The organism is Hymenobacter sp. ISL-91 (assembly GCF_018613725.1).
In the GTDB taxonomy this organism is placed as follows: Bacteria; Bacteroidota; Bacteroidia; order Cytophagales; family Hymenobacteraceae; genus Hymenobacter.
Genome location: NZ_JAGGPS010000009.1, coordinates 26,503 through 49,124 on the forward strand (window position 1 = coordinate 26,503; position 22,622 = coordinate 49,124).

Sequence of the window (22,622 nt, forward strand, 5' to 3'; positions counted from 1 at the left end):
AGCGGGGCGATATATCGGTAGCTATGAAGAAGCTGTAAAATCCAGAGCCCCAGCGAGGCGACACCAGCCGTCGAACGATGAGTGTCGCCCCGCTGGGGCTCAAAACTACGCTTGTGCGTTGGTCGTGAAACCCCAAATTTCTGATCCCTAGAGTTTTCAACTTAAAATTTGTCCCTAATGAAAAGCGTTGCCGTGTACTGTGGCTCGGCCACCGGAACCAACCCTGCCTACCAGCAGCAGGCCGTAGAAATGGGCCGCCTGCTGGCCGAGCGCGACCTGACGCTGGTGTACGGCGGTGGCCGCGTGGGCCTGATGGGGGTGGTGGCCGACAGCGTGCTGGCCCACGGCGGCCAGGTGGTGGGCGTGATTCCCGACTTCATGATGGGCAAGGAAATTGAGCACCGGGGCCTTACGGAGCTGCACATTGTGGCCAGCATGCACGAGCGGAAGCTGCTGATGGCCGAGCGGGCCGAGGCCTTCTTGGCCATGCCCGGCGGCTACGGCACGCTCGAAGAACTGTTTGAGGTACTTACCTGGGGCCAGCTGGGCCTGCACCCCAAACCCATCGGGGTTCTGAACGTGGAGGGTTTCTACGACCACCTGCTGCGCGCCCTCGACCACATGGCCGACGAGGGCCTGTTGCGCCGCGAAAACCGCCAGCAGCTCCTGAGCCACCCCAGCCCCGCCGCTCTGCTCGACGCCCTGGCCGCCTACGTGCCAATTCCGGTAGAGAAGTGGCTGCGGCCCGGCGAGGAATAAACTATAAGAACGTCATTCAGAGCGAAGCGAAGAATCTCGCGGTCCAAGGTAATCCTGTCGTAGGAAATTACTTTGGCCCGCGAGATTCTTCGCTTCGCTCTGAATGACAAACTACTTACTTAGTCATCAGCTCACGCATTCACCGCTTCCGGCACGCGGTAGACCACGGCGTTGCAGTTCATGCCGGCCCCAACGGAAGCAAAAACCAGCACCTCGCCGGGTGTAATGGAGTATCCTTCGAGCTGGCCTTTGGCCAGCAGATCGAGCAGGGTAGGGATGGTGGCTACCGAGGAGTTGCCGAGCCAGGAGATGGTCATGGGCATGATGTCGGCGGGAGCGGGGGCGTCGCCGGCCAGGGCGTAGAGCCGCTTGAGGATGGCCTCGTCCATTTTGCCGTTGGCCTGATGAATGATCAGGCGGCTCATATCGGCTACCTGCAGGCCCGCTTTTTCCAGGCAGTCTTTAATGGCCTGGGGCACGGTTTTGAGGGCGTACTCGTAGAGCTTGCGGCCTTCCATCTGCAGGAAAAGCTCGGTGCCGGTGTAGGCCGGGTTGCGCGAGGTGGCCATACGCAGCAGCAGTGCCGCCTGAACCGTGTCGGAGCGCGAGCTGTGGGCTAGGATGCCCTCTGGCAGACCCGTCGCCGTGTCGGTATCGGCGGTTTCACGAGCCTCGAGCAGCACTGCGCCGGCCCCGTCGGAGTAAATCATGCTGTCGCGGTCGTGCGGGTCGCACACGCGCGAGAGGGTTTCGGCCCCGATGACGAGCACGCGCTTGGCGTCGCCGGAGCGCAGGTAATAATCGGCCTGAATGACGCCCTGCAGCCAGCCGGGGCAGCCAAAGGGTAGGTCGTAGGCCACGCAGTGCGGGTTTTGGATGCCGAGCCTGTGCTTGACGCGGGCGGCCAGGCTGGGCACGAAATCGGAGCGCCGGTTGTCGGCCGTAATGTCGCCGAAGTTGTGGGCGACCAGAATATAATCGAGCTGCTCGGGGTCGGCGGTGGGGCAGGAGGCAAACAGGTCCTGGGCGGCCAGCAGGGCCAGGTCGGAGGCCACTTGGTGGTCTTCGGCGTAGCGCCGCTCGCGGATGTCGGTAATCTGGGCGAAGCGCTCCACGATTTCGGCGCCCGGCTTGTCGAGTCGTTGGCCGTTGCCGTCGAAAAAAGCGCTGTCGATGAAAGCATCGTTGCTGACGATGCGGGCCGGGATGCAGGACCCTGTTCCGGTAATGACTGAGTGCAAAGCCTTACGCATGAGCAGGTTGGACTGAAGAAACTGATGTGCTATTCAACGAAAGTAAGCCCTTTTTAACTAGGGCTGAGCTCCGATGTTCAAAATTCCGGCTTTTATAATGGCTGATGTTGGCGGTCATCCTCACTCGAACATTCGGGAAGTTGGGTGTGTTGTCAGCCGCAAACTTCGCACTTCCCGTATGAAAACGCTACTTCTGTCCGGCCTGCTGCTTGTTGCCACGCTGGGCACGGGGGGCTGCACATCGGCCCCCGGCACCTCGCCCGTATCTGCCACTTCCCCTGTTACCCCCACTTCTATGTCCGAAACCACCGCCGCTTCCGTCTACGATTTCACCCTCAACGATATCAACGGCCAACCCGTGCCGCTGAGCCGCTACCGGGGCAAGAAGCTGCTACTCGTGAACACGGCCTCCGAGTGCGGCTACACGCCGCAGTACCAGGAGCTGGAGCAGCTTAGCCGCCAGCACGCCGACCAGGTAACGGTGCTGGGCTTTCCGGCCAACAACTTCGGCGGCCAGGAACCCGGTTCCGACGCCCAGATTGCCTCCTTCTGCGAAAAGAACTTCGGCGTTACGTTCCCGCTGTTCAGCAAGGTTTCGGTGGCCGGCCCCGATGCCGCTCCGCTTTTCCAGTACCTAGGCAGCAAGGCCCAAAATGGCGTAACCGACGAGAAGCCGAACTGGAATTTCTGCAAATACCTGATTGATGAAACCGGCCACGTGGTGGCGTTCTTTCCTTCGAAGGTGAACCCCATGGGTGAGGAACTGCTGTCGGCCATTGGCAGGTAGAGCTATCAGCACGTTGTAGGGGCGGGGCTTGTCCCCGCCCGCCGTTGAACGATTATCGTTGAACAAGTACCGCTGAAGCGGCGCGAATGGCGGGCGGGGGCAAGCCCCGCCCCTACAGCGTGCTGATACCGGTTCTGGGCCCCACGCTATGCGCCGTAACGGTTCTGGTATATTCGCGGCTGTTCTACCAACTTCCCTGCTGCGCCCAATGCAAACCGTTATTTTCGATATGGACGGCGTGCTCGTCGATACCGAGCCCGTACACCGCTATGCCTATTTCCGGCACTTCGATGAGTTGGGACTGGCCGTGACGGATGCCGAATACGCCACGTTCACCGGCCGCTCGACCAAGAACGTGTACCAGCACCTCAAAAGCCAGTATGGCTTAGCGCAGGAGGTGCAGGAGCTGGTGCTGGCCAAGCGGGCGCACTTCAACCGAGCTTTCGACGAGAAGCCCGACTTCGACCTGCTGCCCGGCGTGCGCGCCCTAATGGAGGACCTGCACCGACACGGCCTAGAAATGCTGCTGGCCTCCTCGGCCTCGCACTCCACCATCGATAGGGTAATGCGGCGCTTTGCGCTGGCGCCCTATTTCAGCCACCGCCTCAGCGGCGAGGATTTCCCGCGCTCCAAACCCGACCCGGCCATTTTCGCGCACGCCGCCGCCGTGGCCCGCTCACCCACCACCGAGTGTGTGGTTATTGAGGACTCAACCAACGGCGTAGCGGCGGCCAAGGCAGCGGGCCTGTACTGCATCGGCTACAACAGCCCGCACTCGCCCAGCCAGGATTTGCGGCGGGCCGATTTGGTAGTGGCTGATTTCGGGGAGCTGAGCGCGGCCCGGATTGCGGCGCTGGCTGTGGATTAGGGCGTAGTTTTGTTAGGTGAGGAGCCACAAGCAACGATGCGCGAAGCTCCAGTTTCGCGCATCGTTGCTGACTATTAACGATTTCGTTCAACGATGCGCAAAGCTGGAGATTCGCGCTACAGCACCCCCTCATGACCTTTTCTGCTAAAGCCTGGGTTTCGGCATTTCGGCCGCGAACGTTGCCGCTGGCACTGGCTAGTATTATGGCCGGGGGCTTTCTGGCGGCCAGCCACGGGCAGTTCCGGCCCGCGGTGGTGGCACTGGCGGCCCTTACAACCGTGCTGCTCCAGATACTGAGCAACTTGGCCAACGACTACGGCGACTCGCAGAACGGAGCCGACAGCGTGCACCGCGAGGGGCCGCTGCGGGCCGTGCAGAGCGGCGCCATCACGCCGGCTCAGATGCGCCGGGGCATGGGGCTGTTCGGGGCCCTGTCGTTGGGGAGTGGGGTGCTACTGCTGTGGGTGGCGCTGGGCGTGGCCGGGGCCTGGGTATTCGGGGCGTTTCTGGTGCTGGGGCTGTCGGCCATCTGGGCGGCCGTCAACTACACGGCCGGCAGCAAGCCCTACGGCTACGCCGGGCTGGGCGACTTATCGGTGTTTGTGTTTTTTGGGCTGGTAGGCGTGTGCGGCACCTACTTTCTGCAGGCCTACAGCCAGGTGCCCACCGTGGCGCAGGCCCTCCCCTGGCCGGTGCTGTTGCCGGCGGCGGCGCTGGGCTGCTTCGCTACGGCCGTGCTCAACGTGAACAACATCCGCGACATCCGCTCCGATGCGCTGGCCGGCAAAATCACGATTCCGGTGCGGCTGGGGCCGGTGCGGGCCCGCCGCTACCACTGGCTGCTGCTGGCGCTGGGCTTTGCGGCGGCCGTGCTCTACGTGGCCTTCACCTACCACTCGCCCTGGCAGTGGCTGTTTTTATTGAGCGCCCCGCTGCTACTGCGCAACGCCCGCGCCGTGTGGCAGCGCCAGGACTCCCGGCAGCTCGACCCGCTGCTCAAGCAAATGGCCCTCACCACGCTCGTTTTCACCCTGCTGTTCGGGCTGGGACAGGTGCTATAAGAGCCCGCAGCCAAGGGTGTTGGTGGAGGTTGCAGAAATCGATACCTTGGCTCCATGCGCGGCCTCAACAAAGTAACGCTTATTGGTAACCTGGGCAAAGACCCCGAAGTGAACGTGCTGGAAGGCAACGTGGCCGTAGCGAAATTTTCGCTGGCCACCTCCAAAACCTGGCGCGACAAAGCCGGCCAGCGCCATACCACCACCGACTGGCACAGCGTGGTGCTGTGGCGCGGCTTGGCCGAGCTGGCCCAGGCCTACCTGCGCAAGGGCAGCCTCGTTTACCTCGAAGGCAAGCTCAAAACCCGCCATTACGACGATGCGGCCGGCCAGCGGCACTACGTGACGGAAATCATCGGCGAGCAACTGCTGATGCTGGATAAAAAAACGGGCGAAATGCCACCACAGGCATGAAAGCGGCCGTATCGTTGCGCCTGACGGCGGCCCGCACCGATTTCCAGGTGTTTTTTCCGTATTCCGACACTGCCGTGCGCACGGCGCTGTTGGGGGCAGGGGTGCGCTACGAAGCCGCCGCCCGCGGGTATCTGCTGCCCGCCACGCCCGCCGCCGTAGCGCCTGTGCAGGCGGCTTGCGCGGCGTTGGGCATAGCAGTGCAGGTGCCCATTGTGCCCGCGTTGGCTGCGCCCCTCCCGCCACCTACTCCGCACGAGGCCCTGCTGGCCCGCTACTGCCAGTTTATCGCCCTCAAGCGCTATAGCCCTCATACGCTAAAGAGCTACCGGGCTGCTTTTGAGAAGTTTGTAGCGCATCATGCGCCCCGGCTGCCCCTAGAGCTGAGCAAACCCGACGTACTCGACTACTTGGCCGGATGCGTAGGGGCGGGCATTTCCGAAACCTACCAGAACCAGTTGATTAACGCCATCAAATTTTACTATGAGCAGGTGGAGGGGCAGCCGCGGCAATACTACGCCATTCCGCGGCCCAAGCGCCCGCTCACCAACCCGAAGGTGCTGGCCGCCGAAGATGTAAAGGCCATCTTGCAGGGAACCGATAACCTCAAGCACCGCGCCATGCTCATGCTGGCTTACGGTTTGGGGCTACGCCTGGGCGAAGTGCTGGCCCTTACGCCCTCCGACATCGACAGCCAGCGCATGGCGCTATATGTGCGGGGTGGCAAGGGCAAAAAAGACCGCGACCTGCCGCTACCCGAAACCCTGCTGCAGCTGCTGCGCGAGCAGTTCCGTCAGTTCCGGCCCCTGACGTTTCTGTTTGAGGGCCAGCAGCCCGGCGAGCCATATAGTGCGCGCAGCCTGCAACAGGTAGTGAAACAGGCGGCCCTGCGCGCCGGTATTCGCCGGCCAGTGACGCTGCACATGTTCCGGCACTCCTATGCCACTCACTTATTGGAAGCCGGTACCGATATTCGCATCATTCAGGACTTGCTGGGCCACAGCAGCATCAAAACCACCGAAATTTACACGCATGTTGCCCAACGCACCCGCCCGGCTTCCCCACTCGACAGCCTCGGCCTTTAACTGGCAAGTAGCGGATAGCAGCCCAAATTCGGTATGCTATCCGCTACTCACTTGCGTACTAAGAAAAAATACCCGCTATTCGGGCAACCGCTGAGTAGCGGGTATCGTAATGTTAGTGGCAATGCCAAGCCAAAACAAGGAACAATGAAACCTGAATTGAAAAGGATAAGAAAAGTAGAATATGATATAGATCCAAATAGATACGAATTACGTAGTGGAAGCGAAACAAATGCTCCATTGTGTCCATATGGAAACATTTACAAATGGGTAGTATTTGACTTAAAAGCAAATGAATATGTTAGATTTGCGAAATCTGTGTTTAAATTACTTATAAATAAAAATGGTAAATGAATAATAAAAAATATGGTATAGAGGGATTTGATGCCCCAGAACTGGAAAAATTTAAATGGATTGATGCAAATGGAAAAGATACTGAACCTATACAATTATCTAATTTTAAAGGAAAGTTTATTGTTTTGTATTGTTTTCAAAGTTGGTGTCCTGGCTGTCATAAAATAGGCTTGCCTTCGTTACAACAAATGGTCACTGCATTAAAAAACAACCAAGCTATTAAATTCTTTGCTATTCAATCAGTGTTTGAAGGTAAAAATCAAAATACTTTTGAAAAGCTAAAAGAAACACAAAAGCAGTATAAGTTGGAAATTCCTTTTGGACAAGATGAAGGAGATGAAAGCACGCAAAATATTTCAACAGTAATGTATCATTATAGAACAGGAGGAACTCCTTGGTTTATTTTTATAAACCAAGAAGGAAAAGTAGTATTCAATGATTTTCATTTGAATACCGAAAAAGCAATTGAATTTTTACAAACAATTAAATAAATTTTATATGCAAAAATGGATAGATGTAATAAGATTAGCCAATAATGGCAATCTTAACCCAGACCAAAGAATAGAAAAATCGGAAGAGGAATGGAAATCACTTCTTACCGAAGAACAATTTTACGTAACTCGTAAAAAAGGAACAGAAAGAGCTCATAGCTCCGAAATGTGCAATTTGTTTGAACCCGGCAAATATGCCTGTGTTTGTTGTAACACTGTACTTTTTGACAGCGAAGAAAAATTTCAAAGTGGAACTGGGTGGCCTAGTTTTACACAGCCGATAAAAGAGAATACAATCAATTATATCAAAGATGTTACGTTTGGTATGTATCGAATAGAGACAACTTGTAGCACTTGTGATGCTCATTTAGGTCACGTGTTTCAAGATGGTCCTATGCCAAGTGGATTGAGATTTTGCATAAATGCTGTTGCTCTGAAAAAAGTAAAATCTGATGAGAAAAAAGTTACATTTGGTGGTGGTTGTTTTTGGTGCACAGAAGCTATGTTTCAGCAATTAAAAGGAGTTGTAAATGTAGAGAGTGGTTATAGTGGTGGTGAAATTATAAATCCTACATATAGAGAAGTCTGTTCTGGAACTACTGGTCACGCTGAAGTAATTGAAATTACTTATTTACCTTCTGAAATTAGCTTTGAAGATTTAGTGAAAATCCATTTAACTACTCACAATCCTACGACTATAAATAAACAAGGTGCTGATAGAGGAACACAATATCGTAGCATTATTTTTTACAGAACAGACGATGAAAAAATGCAAGCATTAAAGGTCATTGAAGATGTTCAATCTGCCTACGATGATATGATAGTAACAGAAGTGAAAATGTTTGAACATTTCCATAAGGCAGAAGCCAATCACCAAGACTATTACAATCGCAATAGCGAAACTGGTTATTGTATGGCAGTAATAAATCCAAAATTAGCAAAATTAAAATCGCTTTATCAGGATAAACTAAAGAAATAATGGACGAAGACATAAATTTTTAATGAAGCAATTTAAAAAATAAAGAATGAAAAATAGTCTTGATAAAAATGCAAAATGGCTCTTGCTTTTTGGTATTTTATTAACATTTTTATTTCCATTACTACTTCCATTGCTCAATAAAACAGGCATTGGTAATTTTGGCGTTGTTGGCGATGCGATTGGCGGTATAACAAATCCTATTTCTCAACTCATTGGCTCTATACTTCTATATTTAGCGTTAAAAGCTCAACTTTCAGCAAATGGCATAGTGCAAAATCAAATAGAAAAAGACAATATAAAGGAAGAACAACAACACAATACAGAACAAATACGGACTTTTTATTCTTTCTTTCAAGAAACAATAAAAAATTTCAGTTATGAGTTTTCTGATGCAAATGGAAAACAACTGTTGTATGGAAAAAGAGCCATAAAATGTTTCTTAAATGATTTGGAACAAATGAAAGTAGATATTCATAATACAGATGATGTACTTATGTATGATGGAGTAAGAGAATTATTAAGTATTTTGAAAAGTGCAGAAGAATTATTCAATCGCATTGATACTATTTCTTCAAAATCACAACATATTTTATTTTATAGAACTCTTTTGCAACACGAATTATTATTCAATATTTTTCCTTATCAAGACCTTGATGACGATATTAATATTAAAACTGGAAAATGCACTATTTGTGCAGATGCACATTCATATTATCCTCCTATTATATTTGATAAAATTAAACTTTTAGAATCTAAATTTATATAAAAATGGCAACAGTAATTAAAATTAAAAACATTGAAGAAGGCTTCCAAAGTATTATCACTAATGGTAAGCACACCATTATTGGTGACGAACCTATCACAAGTAAAGGAACAGATTTAGGTTTAGCACCCTCAGAACTTGTTTTAAGCGGTTTGGCAATGTGCAAAGTCGGAACTGTCCGTTTTATTGCTCGCAAAAACAACTGGGAGATAGAGAATGTAACAGCCGAACTAGTGCAAGAAGTAGCAAGAGGGGAAGGAGGGCTAAAAACCACTATTCAAATTAAAATGATTATTGAAGGTAATCTTTCCGAAGAGCAGAAAGAAGAATTGATAAAACAAGCCGACCGTTGTTATATCCACCGTTTGTTAAATAGCGAATGGGATATAATGCCTATAACGCTTTAAATCAAATGCACTGCCACTAACAAGGTATTGCCAAAAGCGGGGCTGAAGGAATTCTAATCAACTTTTCTGTAATATTTGAACTGCGGTATTTCTATTGAAGTTCTGTGCAAAAAAATCCCCGCCTTCGGCAATACCCAAACCGTTAGCATACAAATTAAAGCAAAGCGGCCGCTGCTTCTGATGAAGCAGCGGCCGCTTTTTGTATCTGCCCAAAGCATTCTTGTGCCTTACTGCTTGCCTGGCATCACTTTCTTCACCAGCCGAACCACCTGGTCGACCAGGAAACCTAGCGCAAGGCCGCCGATACCGCAGGCCAGCACTTTGGCCAGCCACGCCACTATTGGCACTGAGGCCAGCGCCAGTTCCAGCTCGTGGAGCAGGTGGGCGGTGTAGGGGATGCCGTGGGCAATAATTTCGGCTCCTACCCACAGCATAGCGGCGGTGCCCACGTAGCTGAGGATGCTCAGGAAGTTGGGCATGAACTGCACGATGCCGCGGCCAAATTTCTGAACGCCAGGGCTGCCTTCTTTCTGCGCCAGATGCAGGCCGATATCATCGGCTTTCACAATCAGGCCCACAAAGCCGTACACGGCCACGGTAATGAACACGGCCACGGCCAGCATCACGATAACCTGGTTCACCAGCGGCGAATCGACCACCTGGCTGTAGGCAATGGCCATAATTTCGGCCGACAGGATAATATCGGTGCGTACGGCCCCGGCTACGCGCTGCTGCTCCAGCTCCTCCGGCGTGATGGTCTGCACCTGCCCGGCTTCCGGGTCAACTTCGGGGTGCTTGCTGAACATCGAATGCACCTTTTCGTAGCCTTCGTAGCACAAATACGCGCCGCCCAGCATCAGAATAGGCGTGATGGCCCAGGGCGCAAAGTACCCCAGCACCAGGGCTGCCGGCGTGAGGATGAGCAGCTTGTTGAACAGTGATTTTTTGGCAATCTGGAAGATGATGGACAGCTCGCGCGAGGGGTTCAGGCCCACCACGTACTTGGGCGTCACGGCCGTATCATCAATCACGATGCCCGACACCTTGCCGGTCGTTTTGGCCACCTGCGCCGGCACATCGTCCAGGCTGGCGGCACTGACTTTCACCAAAGCCGCCACATCATCTAATAAAGCAAAAAGTCCGGAGGCCATAAAGTGGGTTGAGTGATTGGGGTGTAAAGGTCGTTTGCAAAGCCAAAAGAACGTCATGCTTCATCTGGCGTCCGCGCAGTCGAAGTAGCTCTACCGGTTCGTTGCAGTTGCTCGACGAAGCAGAACGTCATGCTTCGACTGCGCGGACGCCAGATGAAGCATGACGTTCTGCTTGATTTTAAGTGCTTTCTAAACAGCTTCGTTGGGGTGATAGGAAGGCGGGTCTTTGCGCCTCCTCGTTGAATGATGCCCTTTACGCTTCCTGCGCCTGAATGGCCGTCAGCAGCACGGTGTTATAGATGTCATCGACGGTACAGCCGCGGCTGAGGTCGTTTACGGGTTTGTTGAGGCCCTGCAGCATGGGGCCGATGGCCAGGGCCCCGGTTTCGCGCTGCACGGCTTTGTAGGTGTTGTTGCCGGTGTTCAGGTCGGGGAAGATGAGCACGCTGGCCTGACCGGCCACCGGCGAGCCGGGTAGCTTCTGCTGGCCCACGGCCAGGTCCACGGCCGCGTCGTACTGGATGGGGCCTTCCACGAGCAAATCGGGGCGCAGCTGCCGCACCAGGGCCGTGGCCGCGCGCACCTTGTCCACGTCGGTGCCCTCGCCCGAAGTGCCCGACGAGTAGGAGAGCATGGCGATGCGCGGTTCGATGCCGAAGCGCCGGCTGCTTTCGGCCGACGAAATGGCAATTTCAGCCAGCTGCTCGGCGGTGGGGTTGGGGTTCACGGCGCAGTCGCCGAACACGGCCACGCGGTCGGGCAAACACATAAAAAACACCGACGACACCACCGATACGCCCGGCTTGGTTTTGATGAACTGCAGCGCCGGCCGGATGGTGTGCTGGGTGGTGTGCGCCGCCCCCGACACCATGCCGTCGGCCAGGCCCTTGTACACCAGCATCGAGCCGAAATACGACACGTCGGTCATCAGGTCGCGGGCCATTTCCAGGTTCACGCCCTTGGCTTTCCGCAGCTCGTGCAGCGTCTGGGCAAATTCGGGGGCCAGCTCGGAGGTTTGGGGATTGAGGAGCTGCACCCGCGCCGGGTCGAGGGGCCGGCCCAGGCGCCGGGCGGCCGCCAGAATCTGGTCGGGCTCGCCCAGAATGATGAGCTCTACCACATCCTGCTCCAGCAGCCGGGCCGCCGCCAGCAGCACCCGGTCGTCGGTGCCCTCGGGCAGCACAATGCGCTTGCGCTGGGCCCGCGCGCCCTGCAGCAGCTGGTACTGGAACATATGGGGCGTGAGGCCGCGGGGCGCAAACGTGCTCAGCTCCTGCAGCAGCCGGGCAGTATCGAAGTGGCGCTCGAAGGTTTGGATGGCCAGCCGGATTTTGCTTTCCTGCCCCGGCCCGATGCGCGACTGAATGCGGCCCACCCGAGTAGTCGCCTCGAACGTACCCGGCTCGACCAGCAGAATGGGCACCACCTCGGGCAGGCCTTCAATCAGGCGCAGCACCGACTCCTCGGGTCGGTAGCCGCCCGAAAGCACCAGCCCGGCCACGCGGGGGTAGTTGGCCGAGCTGTTGGCCTGCAGGGCCGTGAGCAGAATGTCGGCCCGGTCGCCGGGCGTGATGATGAGCACGTTTTCCTGCAGGCGCCGCAGAAAGTTGGGCACCTGCATGGCCCCGTTGATGAAGTGGTCGACGGGATTGGCCAGCAGCTCGTGCCCGAACAGCAACTCGCCGCCCAGCTGCTCCTGAATCTCCCGCATCGTGGGGCTGCGCAACGCCTGGCTTTCCGGAATAACGGCCAGCAGCGTGTCGGGCGAAAGTTGGGCCGCCAGCCGGGCCTGCACCTCGGCCAGCTGGGCGGGCGGCACCCGGTTGAGCACCAAAGCCAGCACCCGCACATCCTCGTTCTCAGCGTCGCGCCTAATAGAAAGCGCTGCATCCACGAGCTGGTCGACTGATTTGCCCAGGCCCGATATCAGCAGCATCACCGGAATGCTGAGCGTGTGGGCCACTTTCCAGTTCAAATCGAGCTCCAAGGCCAGGCCGGTGCCCACAAAATCGGTGCCCTCCACCACCACAAAATCGTGCGCCTCCTCAATCTGCTTGTAGCGGTGGATGATAGTGTCGAGCAGCTGGCCGGTGCGGCCGCTTTCGAGCAGGCGTAGGGCCTGCTGGCCGGTGTAGGCGTAGGTATCGGCGTAGGGCTGGGGCAGCTGGAAGTGCCGGAGCACCGTGTCGATGTGCGCGTCGGGCTGGTCGGGGCTGCCATCGGCCGGCGTGATGATGGGTTTGAAGTAGCCCACCTTCTGGGCCTGGCCCAGCAGCAGGTTCACCAGCCCCAGCGTCAGCACCGATTTGCCGCTGTAGGGCTCGGCGGTGGCAATGTAAACGGCTTTACTCATGGGTCGGAGGGTTTTCGCGCGGAAATTCGTGGAGAAAGAGAACTAGGAAACCTCCGCTCCGGCAAAACTACGCACTACTCGTCTGCCGGCCCGATTTGCCGGCTGCCGTTCGTTCTTTACCTTGCCGCCGGTTGGGCCCCGGCCGCCAGCGCGGCGGCTAGCTGGGCAGCCCACTTAAGGTACTGGCATGAATAGTTCGGTGTGGCTTATTGGGCTAGGAGGGTTTATCGGGTCGGTGAGCCGCTACTGGGTGCAGCAGTATTTCCTGCGGCTGCTGCCGGGGGCCTTCCCGCTGGGCACGTTCGTGGTAAACGTGCTGGGCTGCCTGCTGGTTGGGCTGCTACTGGGAGTTTTCGAGCGGCATGCGGCCATGCCCGCGCCCTGGCGGCTGTTCCTCACCACCGGCTTCTGCGGCGGCTTCACCACGTTTTCCACCTTCGCCTACGAGAGCGTAGCACTGGGCCGCACCGGCGAGCTGTTGCTGCTGGCCTTGTACGCCGCCGGGAGCCTGCTGCTGGGCATGCTGGCGGCCTTTGTGGGCTTGTGGGTGGCGCGGTTCATCTAGCCTGCCAGACTTCTTTACCAAACCGCCAGCAGCAGCACAAACGCCCTGAAAAGCACACGCAGGTGGCGCAGGGCAGTGGTGAGCTGGTTTTCGACTGAGCGGCGGGAGATATCCAGCTGCTGGGCAATTTCGTCGTTGGAGAACTGCTGCACCCGGCTGAGCAGGAAAATCTGCTGGCAGCGGCGCGGCAGCTGGCCCAGGGCGGCGGCCAGGCGCTTTTCCAGGTCGAGGTCGAGCAGGCGGGTTTCGCCCAGGTTGTAGTCGGCGCGGGCGGGGCTGAGCGTTTCGGGCGCGTCGGTGTAGTGCAGGGGGCGGGCGGCGGTGGCGCGCTGGTGCCGGGCCACATGGTAGCGAGCCGCCGCCGCTAGGTAGGCCGGGAAGTAGTCGATTTGCAGGCGGTGGCGCTCAGTCCAGAGCCGCAGGAAGATATCGTGCACTATTTCCTCGCAGGCCTCGCGGGATGCCAGTCGGGCGTAGGCGGCCGCAAACATCCGCTGCCAGTACCGCTGGTAAAGCGCCTCGAAGGCCCCGGCGTCGTCGTGCTGTATTGCTTCCCACAAAGCGGCATCCGTAGCAGACATGGCCCCGCGTTTAAAGGTCCGACCCCAATCCTGGTTGACCAAATATAGAAAACTGCCGCTTAGAAGCCGCATTCCGCTACCTGAGTTGTTGCCGCCCGCCCCCGAATGGCATCCGCAACAAAACGCAGATAAGAGTATAACAATGGAAATTTTATGAGCTTATCGTTAGGGTGTTGATAAGTATAATCGATAAAAAGACGAATTATTTTTAAAAAGTAAGTGTGTGCGGGCGGCCTTCCGTCTCTTAGCTGGTAGAAGCCCGCCCCATGACCGACGAAGAATACCTGACGCTGTACGAACGCTACTATGCCGGCACCGCCACGCCCACTGAGCGGGCGCGGTTTGAGGCCAGTCTGGCCGAGGCCGAACTGCCCGAACTGCCCTGGCGTGAGGGGCCGCTCGGGGCTCCTGGTCCGGTGCGGGCGGCCATCTGGGCGCGGCTGGCCCGCAGTATGCAGCGCCGGCCCGCCCTCCGGCGGCGGCGGGCCTTGCTGGCCGCCAGCCTCGCGGTGGGCCTAATCGGGATGCTGGCTTTGTGGCTGCCAAACCAGTTGGCGCCGGGTGCCGGGCCCGCTCCGCTGGCCACCACCCGCCCCGCGCCCTCGCGGCTGGAACCCGGCCGCAACCAAGCTTTGCTGACGCTGGCCGACGGCCGTACTGTACGGCTGGCCGATGCCGGGCCGGGGCTGCTGGCCCAGCAGGGCGGCCGGCAGGTGCGCCAGACGGCCCCCGGCGAGCTGAGCTACCAGGGCGCGGCCGGCAACTCCGCAGCCGCCGACAGCCTGCTGCGCAACACCGTGCGCACGCCCCGCGGCGGCCAGTACCAGCTGCAGCTGCCCGACGGCAGCCGGGTGTGGCTGAACGCCGACTCCCGGCTGGAGTTTCCGGTGGCCTTCGGGCGCCGGCGGCGGGTGGTGCAGCTCACGGGCGAGGCGTATTTTGAGGTGGCCAAAGACGCCGCCCGGCCTTTCGAGGTGGAAGCGGGTGCGGCCCGCGTGACGGTGCTCGGCACCCACTTCAACATGCAGGCCTACCCCGACGAGCCCGCGCCCGTGACCACGCTGCTCGAAGGAGCCGTGCGTCTGCGCCAGGGCGCGGCCCAGGTGCTGCTGCGCCCCGGTCAGCAGGGGCGGCCCCGGCCCGATGGCACCATTGCCGTGCGCACGGTAGACGCCCGCAGCGCCGTGGCCTGGAAGGAAGGCCGCTTCGTGTTCGATGATGAGCCCCTGGAGGGCATTATGCGCCAGGTGGCCCGCTGGTACGACGTGCAGGTACGCTACGAGGGCCAGTTGAGCAATAAGAGCTTCCACGGCTCCATTTCCCGCTTCCGCGAGGCCGCCGACGTGCTGCACATGCTGGAGCTGACCGGGGCCGTGCATTTCACCACCGAAGGCCGCCGCATTACTGTCCGTGAGTAATGAGCTATTAGCTGTCAGCTGATAGCCGTTAGCTTCCTCCTTATCTGACAACCAGCAACTGACAACGAGGAATTAGCAACCAGCAACTGTCAACGAAAGCCATTCATCTTCCCCCGTCAACCCCTAAAACCTTACCCGTATGAAGCGACACGTTACTTCCTTGTTGACGGCGGTGGGCCGGCCGGGCCGCGCCCGGGCCACGGGCCTGCTGGTGCTGCTCAGTGGCTGGCAGGTGCAGGCCGCCTCGTTCGCCCAAACCATCACGCTGGCCGAGCGCAACCAACCCCTGACGGAGGTGCTGCGCAAGATTGAGCTGCAGAGCGGCTACGCGCTGCTCTACAACACCCAGATGATGCAGTCGGCCCGCCCCGTTACGCTGAGCGTGCGCGGGGCCTCCCTGACCGAGGCGCTCGACCAGTGCTTTGCCGGCCAGCCGCTCACCTACACGCTCGAACAGAACGCCATTGTGGTGAAGCCCCGGCCCGCCGCCGCGCCGGCCGCCCCGCGAGCGGCCGCCGTGGCCCGGCCGGTAACGGGCCGCGTAACCGACAGCCAGGGCCAGGGCCTGCCGGGCGTAACGGTGCGGGTGCTGGGCACCACGGCCGGCACCACCACCGGCCCCGACGGCGCCTTCCAGCTCGAAGTACCCGATGGCGCCACTACGCTCAGCTTCTCGTTCGTGGGTTTTGCCACCCAGGAAGTGCCGCTGGGTGCGCGCACCGACTTCAGCATCCGGCTGGCCGAGGCCTCGGCGCTGCTCGATGCCGTGACGGTAACCGGCTACACCAGCTACGCCCGCGACAACTCGGCCAGCGCCGCGACGGTGGTTACGAGTGCCAAAATTGAGCAGGTGCCGCTGCCGGGCATCGACCAGATTCTGCAGGGCCGCGTGCCGGGCCTCAACGTCATGTCGAACTCGGGGCAGCCGGGCAGCGCCACCACCAGCGTGACCATTCGGGGCCTGGGCACGCTTAATGGCAGCTCGTCGCCGCTCTACATTATGGACGGGATTCCGATTGAGTCGAACTACTTCCAGACGCTGAACGCCAACGACATTGCCTCCGTGACGGTGCTCAAGGACGCCTCGGCCAAGGCGCTCTACGGCTCGCGGGGCTCCAACGGCGTTATCGTCATCACCACCAAAAAGGGCCAGGCCGGCCGCCTGGCGGTTGATTACACGGTGCAGACGGGCTTTTCCAACCTTACCTCGCCGCGCTTCGTGATGATGGACACCGAGCAGCGGCTGCGGTTCGAGCAGGAGGTGGGCCAGGAAACCGGCCGCACCATCGGGCCGGGCTGGACGTACTCGCCCCTGAACCCGGCTTACGCCAAGCTCACGCCCGCCCAGCAGCAACGGTCCAACTTCATCCTCGACAGCCTGGGCGGCATCAACACCGACTGGCGCGACCAGTTTTTCCGGCGGGCTACTTTCACGGAGCACCAGGTGAGCTTGAGCGGCGGCGGCGAGAATGTGCGCTTCTACAACTCGTTCAACTACTTCTCGCAGGACGGCATTGCCCGCCGCACCGGCATGGACCGCTACACGGTGCGCAGCAACGTCGATTTCAAGGGTAAGAAGCTGAGCGGCAGCGTGAATCTGCTGCTGGGTTTGTCCAACTCCAGCTTCACGGAAGGGGAGGGCGCTACCGGCGTGGGCAGCAGCATGGCCTCGGTGTACTACGCCCTGCCCTACGAATACCCCTACGCCGCCGACGGCACCATGGTGCTGCCCAACACCAAGGGCTACTCCTACCTCGATGAGCGCGAGGGCACCATTGGCCTCGACCGGCTCAACAACTCGTCCAACAAAACCCAGCAGGCCAAAACCACCCTGGGCGGCTCGCTCAGCTACACCATCGTGCCCGGGCTTGTGGCCACCACCCGCGCCGGCCTCGACTTCCGCAACTCGCTCGACCAGATTTACATCAACCCCGACTCCTATTACGGCTCGCGCAGCAACTCCAACACGCTGGGCGGGCGCGGGCGCTTCGAGGAAAGCGCGCGCCAGACCTACAGCATCGTCTCGACCACCGGCCTGAACTTCAACCGGATGTTCAATGAGGTGCACGACGTGGAAGTGGGTGCCTACTTCGAGTCGCTGTTCGACAACTACCGGGGCTTTGGCTACGCCGGTTTCGGGCTCGATGGCCGCCTGCCCGAAACGCCGGCCGCCATTACCACCAGCACCACCTACCTGCCCCGGCTGAGCGGGTTGCGCACCCAGAGCGCGCTGCACTCGTTTATTGGCACCGGCCGCTACACCTACAACGGCCGCTATACGCTCACGGGCAGCTACCGCGTCGATGGCTCTTCTAAAGTGCCCAGCAAGAACCGCTGGCGCAGTTTCTACTCGGTGGGCGCCAACTGGAACATCAAGGACGAAGCCTTTTTGCGCGATGCCAGCCTGCTTTCAACCCTGCGCCTGCGCGGCAGCTACGGCCTCACGGCCAGCCCCTTCGGCGGCGACTTCCTCTACCGCGCCACCTACGACGTGGGTAGCTCCTACGGCGGGGCCACGGCCCTGCGCCCCACCAACCCCGGCAACCCCAACTTCGACTGGGAATATGTGGCCGAAACCAACGTGGGCCTCGATATCGGCCTGCTGCCGGGCAGCCGCATCCGGCTGGTGCTGGATGCCTACAATCGGATAACGCGCAACATGTTCGTCGATCAGCCGCTGTCGGCGACGGCGGGCTTCGCCACCTACTCGCTGAGCACCGGCCGCCTGCGCAACCGCGGCATCGAGGCCGATTTGCAGGGCGACGTGCTCAATAAGGGCGATGTGCGCTGGACGGTGGGCACCAACGTGGCCTACAACAAAAACGAGATTCTGGAGCTGGGCAACGGCCTGGATAACCTGCCCGACGGCGACACCCGCCTGCTGCGCATTGGCGAGCCGATTGGCTCGTACTACGCCCCGCGCTGGGCCGGCGTGAACCCCGAAAACGGCGACGCGCTCTATTATAACCTCGACGGCACGACCACCAACGTGTACAACGCCAACGCCCAGAGCACCGTGGGCGTGGGCGTGCGCTACCCCACCATCACGGGCGGCATTTCGACTGATGTGAGCTGGAAAGGCCTGTCGCTGAGCGCGCTGTTCGTGTATGTGTCGGATGTGAAGCGCTGGAACAACGAGGATTTCTACAACGAAAACCAGCGCTACATGACCAGTAACCAGAGCGTGCGTATGCTGAATGACCGCTGGAAAAAGCCCGGCGACAACGCCACGCTGCAGCGCATCGACGTGCCGCGCAACTTCACCTCCAAAGACATTCAGGACGCTTCGTTTGGGCGCCTGCGCAACGTGCAGCTGGCCTACGCGCTGCCCGCACCGCTGGTGCAGAAGCTGGGCGTGGTGCGCGGCGTGCGGCTGCAGCTGCAGGCCCAGAACCTGTTCACGTTCACCAGCTGGCGCGGGCTCGACCCCGAAAACAACAGCCAGTACGGGCGCTTCCAGTACCCCTCGGCCCGCACCTACACCGCCGGCCTGACGGTGAACCTGTAGCTGCCTGGCTTAGTCCTCCCATCCTCTAGTCTTTCCTGCTCATGAAATTCTATTCCTCCTCTAAATTGCTGCACGGGGCCCTGGTGCTGGCGCTGCTGGCCGCGGCCCCAGCCTGCAAAAAGCTCGACCTCGACCCCACCGACACCATCGACCCCGACAAGGCCTTCCGCAACGTGGCCGACCTGAACCTGGGGCTGCTGGGCGCCTACGCCGTGCTCGACAACTCGCTGCTGCTAAGCGCCGTGACGGTGGCCGACGAGGTGACGCTGCCCATCGAAAACACGGTGTCGAACAACGACGCCTTCCGCTGGCAGTACAACGCCACCAGCTCGTCGGTTACCGGGGCCTGGGCCAGCCTTTACCAGGCCATCGACAGGGCCAACCGGGTGCTGGCCGCCGTCGATAAAGTCGGTGGCACGGCCACCGACCAGACCTTGAAAAACCAGTACCAGGGCGAGCTGCTGGCTTTGCGCGCCTACGCCCACTTCGAGCTGCTGCGCGGCTACGCGGCCGATTACGAGCCCGGCGCATTGGGCGTGCCCTACATGAAGGAGTCGAAAATCAGCAGCCCGGCCCGCGCCACCTTCGAGCAGAACGTGGCCGACATCAAGGCCGACCTGGCCCAGGCTAAAACCCTGATTCCGGCCTCGTTCACCGACAACACCCGCATCCGGCTGGTGGCCGTGGCCGCCATGCAGGCGCGTCTGGCACTCTACGAGAAAAACTGGGCCGACGCCATTACGTATTCGTCGGAAGTCATAACGGCCCTGCCGCTGGCCACCCGGGCCCAGTTTCCGGGCATCTGGACTGATGCCAATTCCAGTGAAGTGGCCTGGAAGCTCAAGCGCGTAACCGGCGACTCGCGGCTGGGCGACTCGTTTTTCCGGCAGTCGGGCGGCATTGTGCTCTACGCGCCCGCCCTCAAGCTGCTCAACGCCTTCGACAAAACCAACGACGTGCGCTACGGGGTCTACATCAAGTTCGACCCCACCCGCACCGGCACCAAGTCGCAGTACCTCGTAAACAAGTACATTGGGGGCACTGCCTCGGCGCCGGGTTTGGTAGATGTGAAGCTGTTTCGCACCGGCGAGATGTACCTGATTCGGGCCGAAGCCCAGGCCGAAAGCGGCAACCTCACGGCCGCCGCCGCCGACCTCAACGCCCTGCGCGCCGCCCGCCTCAGCGGCTACACCGCCCAGTCGTTTGCCGATAAGGCCGCGCTGGTGGCCGCCATCTACACCGAGCGGTTCAAGGAGCTGGCCTTCGAGGGGCAGCGCTTCTTCGATCTGAAGCGCCGCAACCTGCCCGTCGAGCGCCTCGCGGCCGATGCCGCCAACGCCTCCGGGGCCGTGCTGCTACCGCCCACTCAGGCCCAGTACAACTTCCCGATTCCGTTCGTGGAGCTGCAGGTAAACCCCAACATGGTGCAGAACCCCGGATACTAGCCGGAGCCCAGACCGCCTCTCCGAAATGGAGAGGGGAGCCACAGTAGCAGTAGCGCGAACTTTGTAGTTCGCGCCCCACGCCGTTCAACGTCATTCTAACGGCACCGGCGCGAACTACAAAGTTCGCGCTACTTCGCAACGCCTGATAGCCGTTATTGAAGCCTCAACCAAATGAAAACATCTAAACTCCTCGGCTTGCTGCTACTGCCGGCGCTGCTGGCCGCGGGCTGCCGCAGCTCTATTCCGGCCCCGGTTACGCCTAAGCCGCCCGTGGGGCCAGGGGCGGGGCCGGTAATTCGGCCTGCCTCGCTGGGCCTCGTGGGCGACACGGCCGACGTGCGCCCGGCCGTGAGCGGCGGGGTGGTGCTGATGGGCGGTGGTACTGACGTGGACGCGGCGTTCCGCTGGATGATTGCGCGGAGCGGCGGCGGCGACGTGGTGGTGCTGCGGGCCACCGGCACCGATGCCTACAACCCCTATATTGCCGGGCTGGGGCCCGTCAACTCGGTCGAAACGCTGCTCATCAACTCCCGCGAGCTGGCCAACAACCCGGCCGTGGCCCGCACCATCCGCAACGCCGAAATGGTGTTCATTGCCGGCGGCGACCAATCCAACTACATGAACTACTGGCGTGGCACGCTGGTGCAGGACGCGCTCAACTACCTGGCCCAGACCCGGCAGGCGCCGCTGGGCGGCACCAGCGCCGGCTGCGCCATTCTGGGCAGCGCCTACTTCAGCGGCGAAAACGGCAGCCCCACCGCCGCCGAGGCCCTGGCCAACCCCTATGCGCCTACCATCACGCTCTACCACGACGATTTCCTGCGCGTACCGGTGCTGCAAGGCGTGCTCACCGACCAGCACTACCTCACCCGCGACCGGCCCGGCCGGCACGTGGCCTTCCTGGCCCGCGCCTGGCAGGACTGGGGCCTGCTGGCCCAGGGCATTGCCGTGGACGAGAAAACGGCCGTTTGCGTGGCCCCCGACGGCATAGCTCAAGTGTTCGGCCGGAGCAAAGCCTACTTTCTGCGGCCCACTGCGGGTCGCCCACCCGAGCGCGTGGCCGCCGGCCAGCCGCTGCAGTGGCTCCGGCAGCAGCAGGCGCTGGCTGTGTACGAGGTAACCGGCTCCGAAACGGGCCAGGGCCGCGTATCGGTCACCGACCTGAGCCCGGCCGCCGCCCAGGGCGGCACTTGGCAGTGGTGGTGGGTGGATAACGGCCAGCTTTTCCAGGCCCCTCAGTAGCGCCGGCCGGGCCTGCGTTGCGGCCTTCAGTATCATTCTTACTTCTTTTCTGACTCTATGCGCTTTCCTTTTCTTCCCGCTTTCCTGAGCTTGGGCCTGCTGGCCGCCGGCTGTAATTCGCCCACCAGCCCCACCGATACAGCCGCCGAAACGGCCGCAACTCAACCCGCCGACCAGACCAAATACGTGCTGATCGTGCACGGCGGGGCCGGTACCATCCTCAAGTCGACCATGACGCCCGAGAAGGAGGCCGCCTACCGCGCTGCCCTCACCAAGGCCCTGCAAACCGGCTACGACCAGCTGCAGGCCGGCAAAACCAGCCTCGACGCGGTGGAAGCGGCCATTCATATTCTCGAAGATTCGCCGCTATTTAACGCCGGCAAGGGCGCAGTCTTCACCCACGCCGGCCGCAACGAAATGGACGCGGCCATCATGGACGGCCAGACCCTGCAGGCCGGCGCGGTAGCGGGCGTCACCGTCATTCGCAACCCCATCAGCGCTGCCCGCGCCGTGATGGATAAGTCGGAGCACGTGATGATGGTGGGAGCGGGGGCCGAGCAGTTTGCCCGCCAGACCGGCCTGACGCTGGTTGACCCTAGGTATTTCTACACCGACGAGCGTTGGAAAGGCCTGCAGGATGCTATAAAAGAAGATTCGACCAAAAGCCGCCTCGACCACGACGACAAGAAAACCGCCCGGCTCGGCGGTGGCCAGCACGACTACAAGTTCGGCACGGTGGGCTGCGTGGCCCTCGACAAGGCGGGTAACCTGGCCGCCGGCACCAGCACCGGCGGCATGACCAACAAGAAATTCGGCCGGGTAGGCGACGCGCCGCTGATTGGGGCCGGCACCTATGCCAACAACGCCACGGCGGGCATTTCCTGCACCGGTTGGGGCGAGTTCTTCATCCGCAGCGTGGTGGCCCACGATATTTCGGCCCTCATGGAGTACAAGGGCCTGAGCGTGGATGAGGCCACGCGCACGGTGCTGGCCAAAGTGGAGAAGCTCGGCGGCGACGGCGGCCTGATTGCCCTTGACCGCCAGGGCCACGCCTCGCTGCCCTTCAACACCGAGGGCATGTACCGCGGCACCATCACCGCGGATGGCAAAATCGAGGTCAAGATTTACAAGGAATAACCCGGCCCGC

General features: G+C 59.7%; 20 protein-coding genes and 2 pseudogenes. 18 read left to right on the forward strand and 4 right to left on the reverse strand.

Annotated elements, in window-relative coordinates:
* The first annotated feature begins 177 nt into the window (after positions 1 to 177).
* Positions 178 to 759 (forward strand): TIGR00730 family Rossman fold protein, encoded by a 582-nt coding sequence (locus tag J7E24_RS04700; RefSeq protein ID WP_215135660.1) that lies wholly within the window; start codon positions 178 to 180, stop codon positions 757 to 759.
* Positions 760 to 890: 131 nt separating this feature from the next.
* Here J7E24_RS04700 and J7E24_RS04705 read toward each other — a convergent pair whose 3' ends face one another.
* Positions 891 to 2,012, reverse strand: a complete 1,122-nt coding sequence (locus J7E24_RS04705; RefSeq protein ID WP_215135662.1) for a 3-oxoacyl-ACP synthase III family protein — start codon at positions 2,010 to 2,012, stop codon at positions 891 to 893.
* Positions 2,013 to 2,190: 178 nt separating this feature from the next.
* Between J7E24_RS04705 and J7E24_RS04710 the strand changes: the two genes are divergently transcribed.
* From J7E24_RS04710 to J7E24_RS04755, 11 genes and pseudogenes are all read left to right on the forward strand, one after another.
* Entirely contained in the window at positions 2,191 to 2,799 is a 609-nt protein-coding gene (locus tag J7E24_RS04710) for a glutathione peroxidase (RefSeq protein WP_215135664.1), read from the forward strand.
* 208 nt (positions 2,800 to 3,007) lie between these two features.
* Positions 3,008 to 3,667: an HAD family hydrolase gene (locus J7E24_RS04715; RefSeq protein WP_215135666.1), complete on the forward strand. Its 660-nt coding sequence runs from the start codon at positions 3,008 to 3,010 to the stop codon at positions 3,665 to 3,667.
* 131 nt (positions 3,668 to 3,798) lie between these two features.
* Complete coding sequence (locus tag J7E24_RS04720) at positions 3,799 to 4,728, forward strand: 1,4-dihydroxy-2-naphthoate polyprenyltransferase (protein ID WP_215135668.1); 930 nt, start codon at positions 3,799 to 3,801, stop codon at positions 4,726 to 4,728.
* 54 nt (positions 4,729 to 4,782) lie between these two features.
* Positions 4,783 to 5,139, forward strand: a complete 357-nt coding sequence (locus tag J7E24_RS04725; protein ID WP_215135670.1) for a single-stranded DNA-binding protein — start codon at positions 4,783 to 4,785, stop codon at positions 5,137 to 5,139.
* Complete coding sequence (locus tag J7E24_RS04730) at positions 5,136 to 6,221, forward strand: tyrosine-type recombinase/integrase (RefSeq protein WP_215135672.1); 1,086 nt, start codon at positions 5,136 to 5,138, stop codon at positions 6,219 to 6,221. Before J7E24_RS04725 ends, J7E24_RS04730 begins: the two co-directional genes overlap by 4 nt.
* Positions 6,222 to 6,272: 51 nt before the next feature.
* Positions 6,273 to 6,572: a hypothetical protein gene (locus J7E24_RS04735; RefSeq protein ID WP_215135675.1), complete on the forward strand. Its 300-nt coding sequence runs from the start codon at positions 6,273 to 6,275 to the stop codon at positions 6,570 to 6,572.
* Complete coding sequence (locus J7E24_RS04740; protein ID WP_028123737.1) at positions 6,569 to 7,063, forward strand: peroxiredoxin family protein; 495 nt, start codon at positions 6,569 to 6,571, stop codon at positions 7,061 to 7,063. The genes J7E24_RS04735 and J7E24_RS04740 overlap by 4 nt, the downstream gene beginning before the upstream one ends.
* Positions 7,064 to 7,070: 7 nt before the next feature.
* A pseudogene (gene msrB / locus J7E24_RS17965) lies at positions 7,071 to 7,511 on the forward strand (peptide-methionine (R)-S-oxide reductase MsrB); the annotation flags it as partial.
* A gap of 69 nt (positions 7,512 to 7,580) precedes the next feature.
* Positions 7,581 to 8,042: pseudogene (gene msrA / locus J7E24_RS17970) on the forward strand (peptide-methionine (S)-S-oxide reductase MsrA); the annotation flags it as partial.
* Between the two features lie 46 nt (positions 8,043 to 8,088).
* Positions 8,089 to 8,808, forward strand: coding sequence for a hypothetical protein (locus J7E24_RS04750; RefSeq protein ID WP_028123740.1), 720 nt, complete (start codon positions 8,089 to 8,091; stop codon positions 8,806 to 8,808).
* 2 nt (positions 8,809 to 8,810) lie between these two features.
* Complete coding sequence (locus J7E24_RS04755; RefSeq protein ID WP_028123739.1) at positions 8,811 to 9,212, forward strand: OsmC family protein; 402 nt, start codon at positions 8,811 to 8,813, stop codon at positions 9,210 to 9,212.
* Between the two features lie 227 nt (positions 9,213 to 9,439).
* On the opposite strand, the gene J7E24_RS04760 is transcribed toward J7E24_RS04755, so the two are convergent.
* Both J7E24_RS04760 and pta read right to left on the reverse strand, forming a co-directional pair.
* Positions 9,440 to 10,363 (reverse strand): DUF808 domain-containing protein, encoded by a 924-nt coding sequence (locus J7E24_RS04760; RefSeq protein WP_215135677.1) that lies wholly within the window; start codon positions 10,361 to 10,363, stop codon positions 9,440 to 9,442.
* Positions 10,364 to 10,616: 253 nt separating this feature from the next.
* Positions 10,617 to 12,716 carry a phosphate acetyltransferase gene (gene pta, locus J7E24_RS04765; RefSeq protein ID WP_215135679.1) on the reverse strand — a complete coding sequence of 700 codons (2,100 nt, stop codon included), beginning with the start codon at positions 12,714 to 12,716 and terminating at the stop codon, positions 10,617 to 10,619.
* 187 nt (positions 12,717 to 12,903) lie between these two features.
* Here pta and crcB point away from each other — a divergent pair, with 187 nt between their 5' ends.
* On the forward strand, positions 12,904 to 13,281 hold the full coding sequence (crcB, locus tag J7E24_RS04770) for a fluoride efflux transporter CrcB (protein ID WP_215135680.1): 378 nt from the start codon (positions 12,904 to 12,906) through the stop codon (positions 13,279 to 13,281).
* A gap of 14 nt (positions 13,282 to 13,295) precedes the next feature.
* Here the strand turns inward: crcB and J7E24_RS04775 are convergent, their stop codons facing one another.
* Positions 13,296 to 13,862 (reverse strand): RNA polymerase sigma factor, encoded by a 567-nt coding sequence (locus J7E24_RS04775; RefSeq protein ID WP_215135682.1) that lies wholly within the window; start codon positions 13,860 to 13,862, stop codon positions 13,296 to 13,298.
* Between the two features lie 266 nt (positions 13,863 to 14,128).
* On the opposite strand from J7E24_RS04775, the gene J7E24_RS04780 reads away from it, so the two are divergent.
* The 5 genes from J7E24_RS04780 to J7E24_RS04800 all read left to right on the forward strand — a co-directional run bounded on the left by J7E24_RS04780 (position 14,129) and on the right by J7E24_RS04800 (position 22,612).
* The gene (locus J7E24_RS04780) at positions 14,129 to 15,280 is read left to right on the forward strand and encodes a FecR family protein (protein ID WP_215135684.1); all 1,152 of its coding nucleotides are present in this window, start codon (positions 14,129 to 14,131) and stop codon (positions 15,278 to 15,280) included.
* A 139-nt stretch (positions 15,281 to 15,419) separates the two neighbouring features.
* Positions 15,420 to 18,788 (forward strand): SusC/RagA family TonB-linked outer membrane protein, encoded by a 3,369-nt coding sequence (locus J7E24_RS04785; RefSeq protein ID WP_215135686.1) that lies wholly within the window; start codon positions 15,420 to 15,422, stop codon positions 18,786 to 18,788.
* A gap of 41 nt (positions 18,789 to 18,829) precedes the next feature.
* Complete coding sequence (locus J7E24_RS04790; RefSeq protein ID WP_215135688.1) at positions 18,830 to 20,233, forward strand: RagB/SusD family nutrient uptake outer membrane protein; 1,404 nt, start codon at positions 18,830 to 18,832, stop codon at positions 20,231 to 20,233.
* Between the two features lie 171 nt (positions 20,234 to 20,404).
* Entirely contained in the window at positions 20,405 to 21,475 is a 1,071-nt protein-coding gene (locus J7E24_RS04795) for a cyanophycinase (protein ID WP_215135690.1), read from the forward strand.
* Positions 21,476 to 21,532: 57 nt separating this feature from the next.
* Positions 21,533 to 22,612 carry an isoaspartyl peptidase/L-asparaginase family protein gene (locus J7E24_RS04800; protein WP_215135691.1) on the forward strand — a complete coding sequence of 360 codons (1,080 nt, stop codon included), beginning with the start codon at positions 21,533 to 21,535 and terminating at the stop codon, positions 22,610 to 22,612.
* Positions 22,613 to 22,622: the final 10 nt, after the last annotated feature.

Excerpts from the sequence above, each read along its gene's own strand:
- J7E24_RS04700 (WP_215135660.1), top strand. The coding sequence starts at position 178 with ATGAAAAGCGTTGCCGTGTACTGTGGCTCGGCCACCGGAACCAACCCT.
- J7E24_RS04705 (WP_215135662.1), bottom strand. The coding sequence starts at position 2,012 with ATGCGTAAGGCTTTGCACTCAGTCATTACCGGAACAGGGTCCTGCATC.
- J7E24_RS04710 (WP_215135664.1), top strand. The coding sequence starts at position 2,191 with ATGAAAACGCTACTTCTGTCCGGCCTGCTGCTTGTTGCCACGCTGGGC.
- J7E24_RS04715 (WP_215135666.1), top strand. The coding sequence starts at position 3,008 with ATGCAAACCGTTATTTTCGATATGGACGGCGTGCTCGTCGATACCGAG.
- J7E24_RS04720 (WP_215135668.1), top strand. The coding sequence starts at position 3,799 with ATGACCTTTTCTGCTAAAGCCTGGGTTTCGGCATTTCGGCCGCGAACG.
- J7E24_RS04725 (WP_215135670.1), top strand. The coding sequence starts at position 4,783 with ATGCGCGGCCTCAACAAAGTAACGCTTATTGGTAACCTGGGCAAAGAC.
- J7E24_RS04730 (WP_215135672.1), top strand. The coding sequence starts at position 5,136 with ATGAAAGCGGCCGTATCGTTGCGCCTGACGGCGGCCCGCACCGATTTC.
- J7E24_RS04740 (WP_028123737.1), top strand. The coding sequence starts at position 6,569 with ATGAATAATAAAAAATATGGTATAGAGGGATTTGATGCCCCAGAACTG.
- J7E24_RS04750 (WP_028123740.1), top strand. The coding sequence starts at position 8,089 with ATGAAAAATAGTCTTGATAAAAATGCAAAATGGCTCTTGCTTTTTGGT.
- J7E24_RS04755 (WP_028123739.1), top strand. The coding sequence starts at position 8,811 with ATGGCAACAGTAATTAAAATTAAAAACATTGAAGAAGGCTTCCAAAGT.
- J7E24_RS04760 (WP_215135677.1), bottom strand. The coding sequence starts at position 10,363 with ATGGCCTCCGGACTTTTTGCTTTATTAGATGATGTGGCGGCTTTGGTG.
- pta (WP_215135679.1), bottom strand. The coding sequence starts at position 12,716 with ATGAGTAAAGCCGTTTACATTGCCACCGCCGAGCCCTACAGCGGCAAA.
- crcB (WP_215135680.1), top strand. The coding sequence starts at position 12,904 with ATGAATAGTTCGGTGTGGCTTATTGGGCTAGGAGGGTTTATCGGGTCG.
- J7E24_RS04775 (WP_215135682.1), bottom strand. The coding sequence starts at position 13,862 with ATGTCTGCTACGGATGCCGCTTTGTGGGAAGCAATACAGCACGACGAC.
- J7E24_RS04780 (WP_215135684.1), top strand. The coding sequence starts at position 14,129 with ATGACCGACGAAGAATACCTGACGCTGTACGAACGCTACTATGCCGGC.
- J7E24_RS04785 (WP_215135686.1), top strand. The coding sequence starts at position 15,420 with ATGAAGCGACACGTTACTTCCTTGTTGACGGCGGTGGGCCGGCCGGGC.
- J7E24_RS04790 (WP_215135688.1), top strand. The coding sequence starts at position 18,830 with ATGAAATTCTATTCCTCCTCTAAATTGCTGCACGGGGCCCTGGTGCTG.
- J7E24_RS04795 (WP_215135690.1), top strand. The coding sequence starts at position 20,405 with ATGAAAACATCTAAACTCCTCGGCTTGCTGCTACTGCCGGCGCTGCTG.
- J7E24_RS04800 (WP_215135691.1), top strand. The coding sequence starts at position 21,533 with ATGCGCTTTCCTTTTCTTCCCGCTTTCCTGAGCTTGGGCCTGCTGGCC.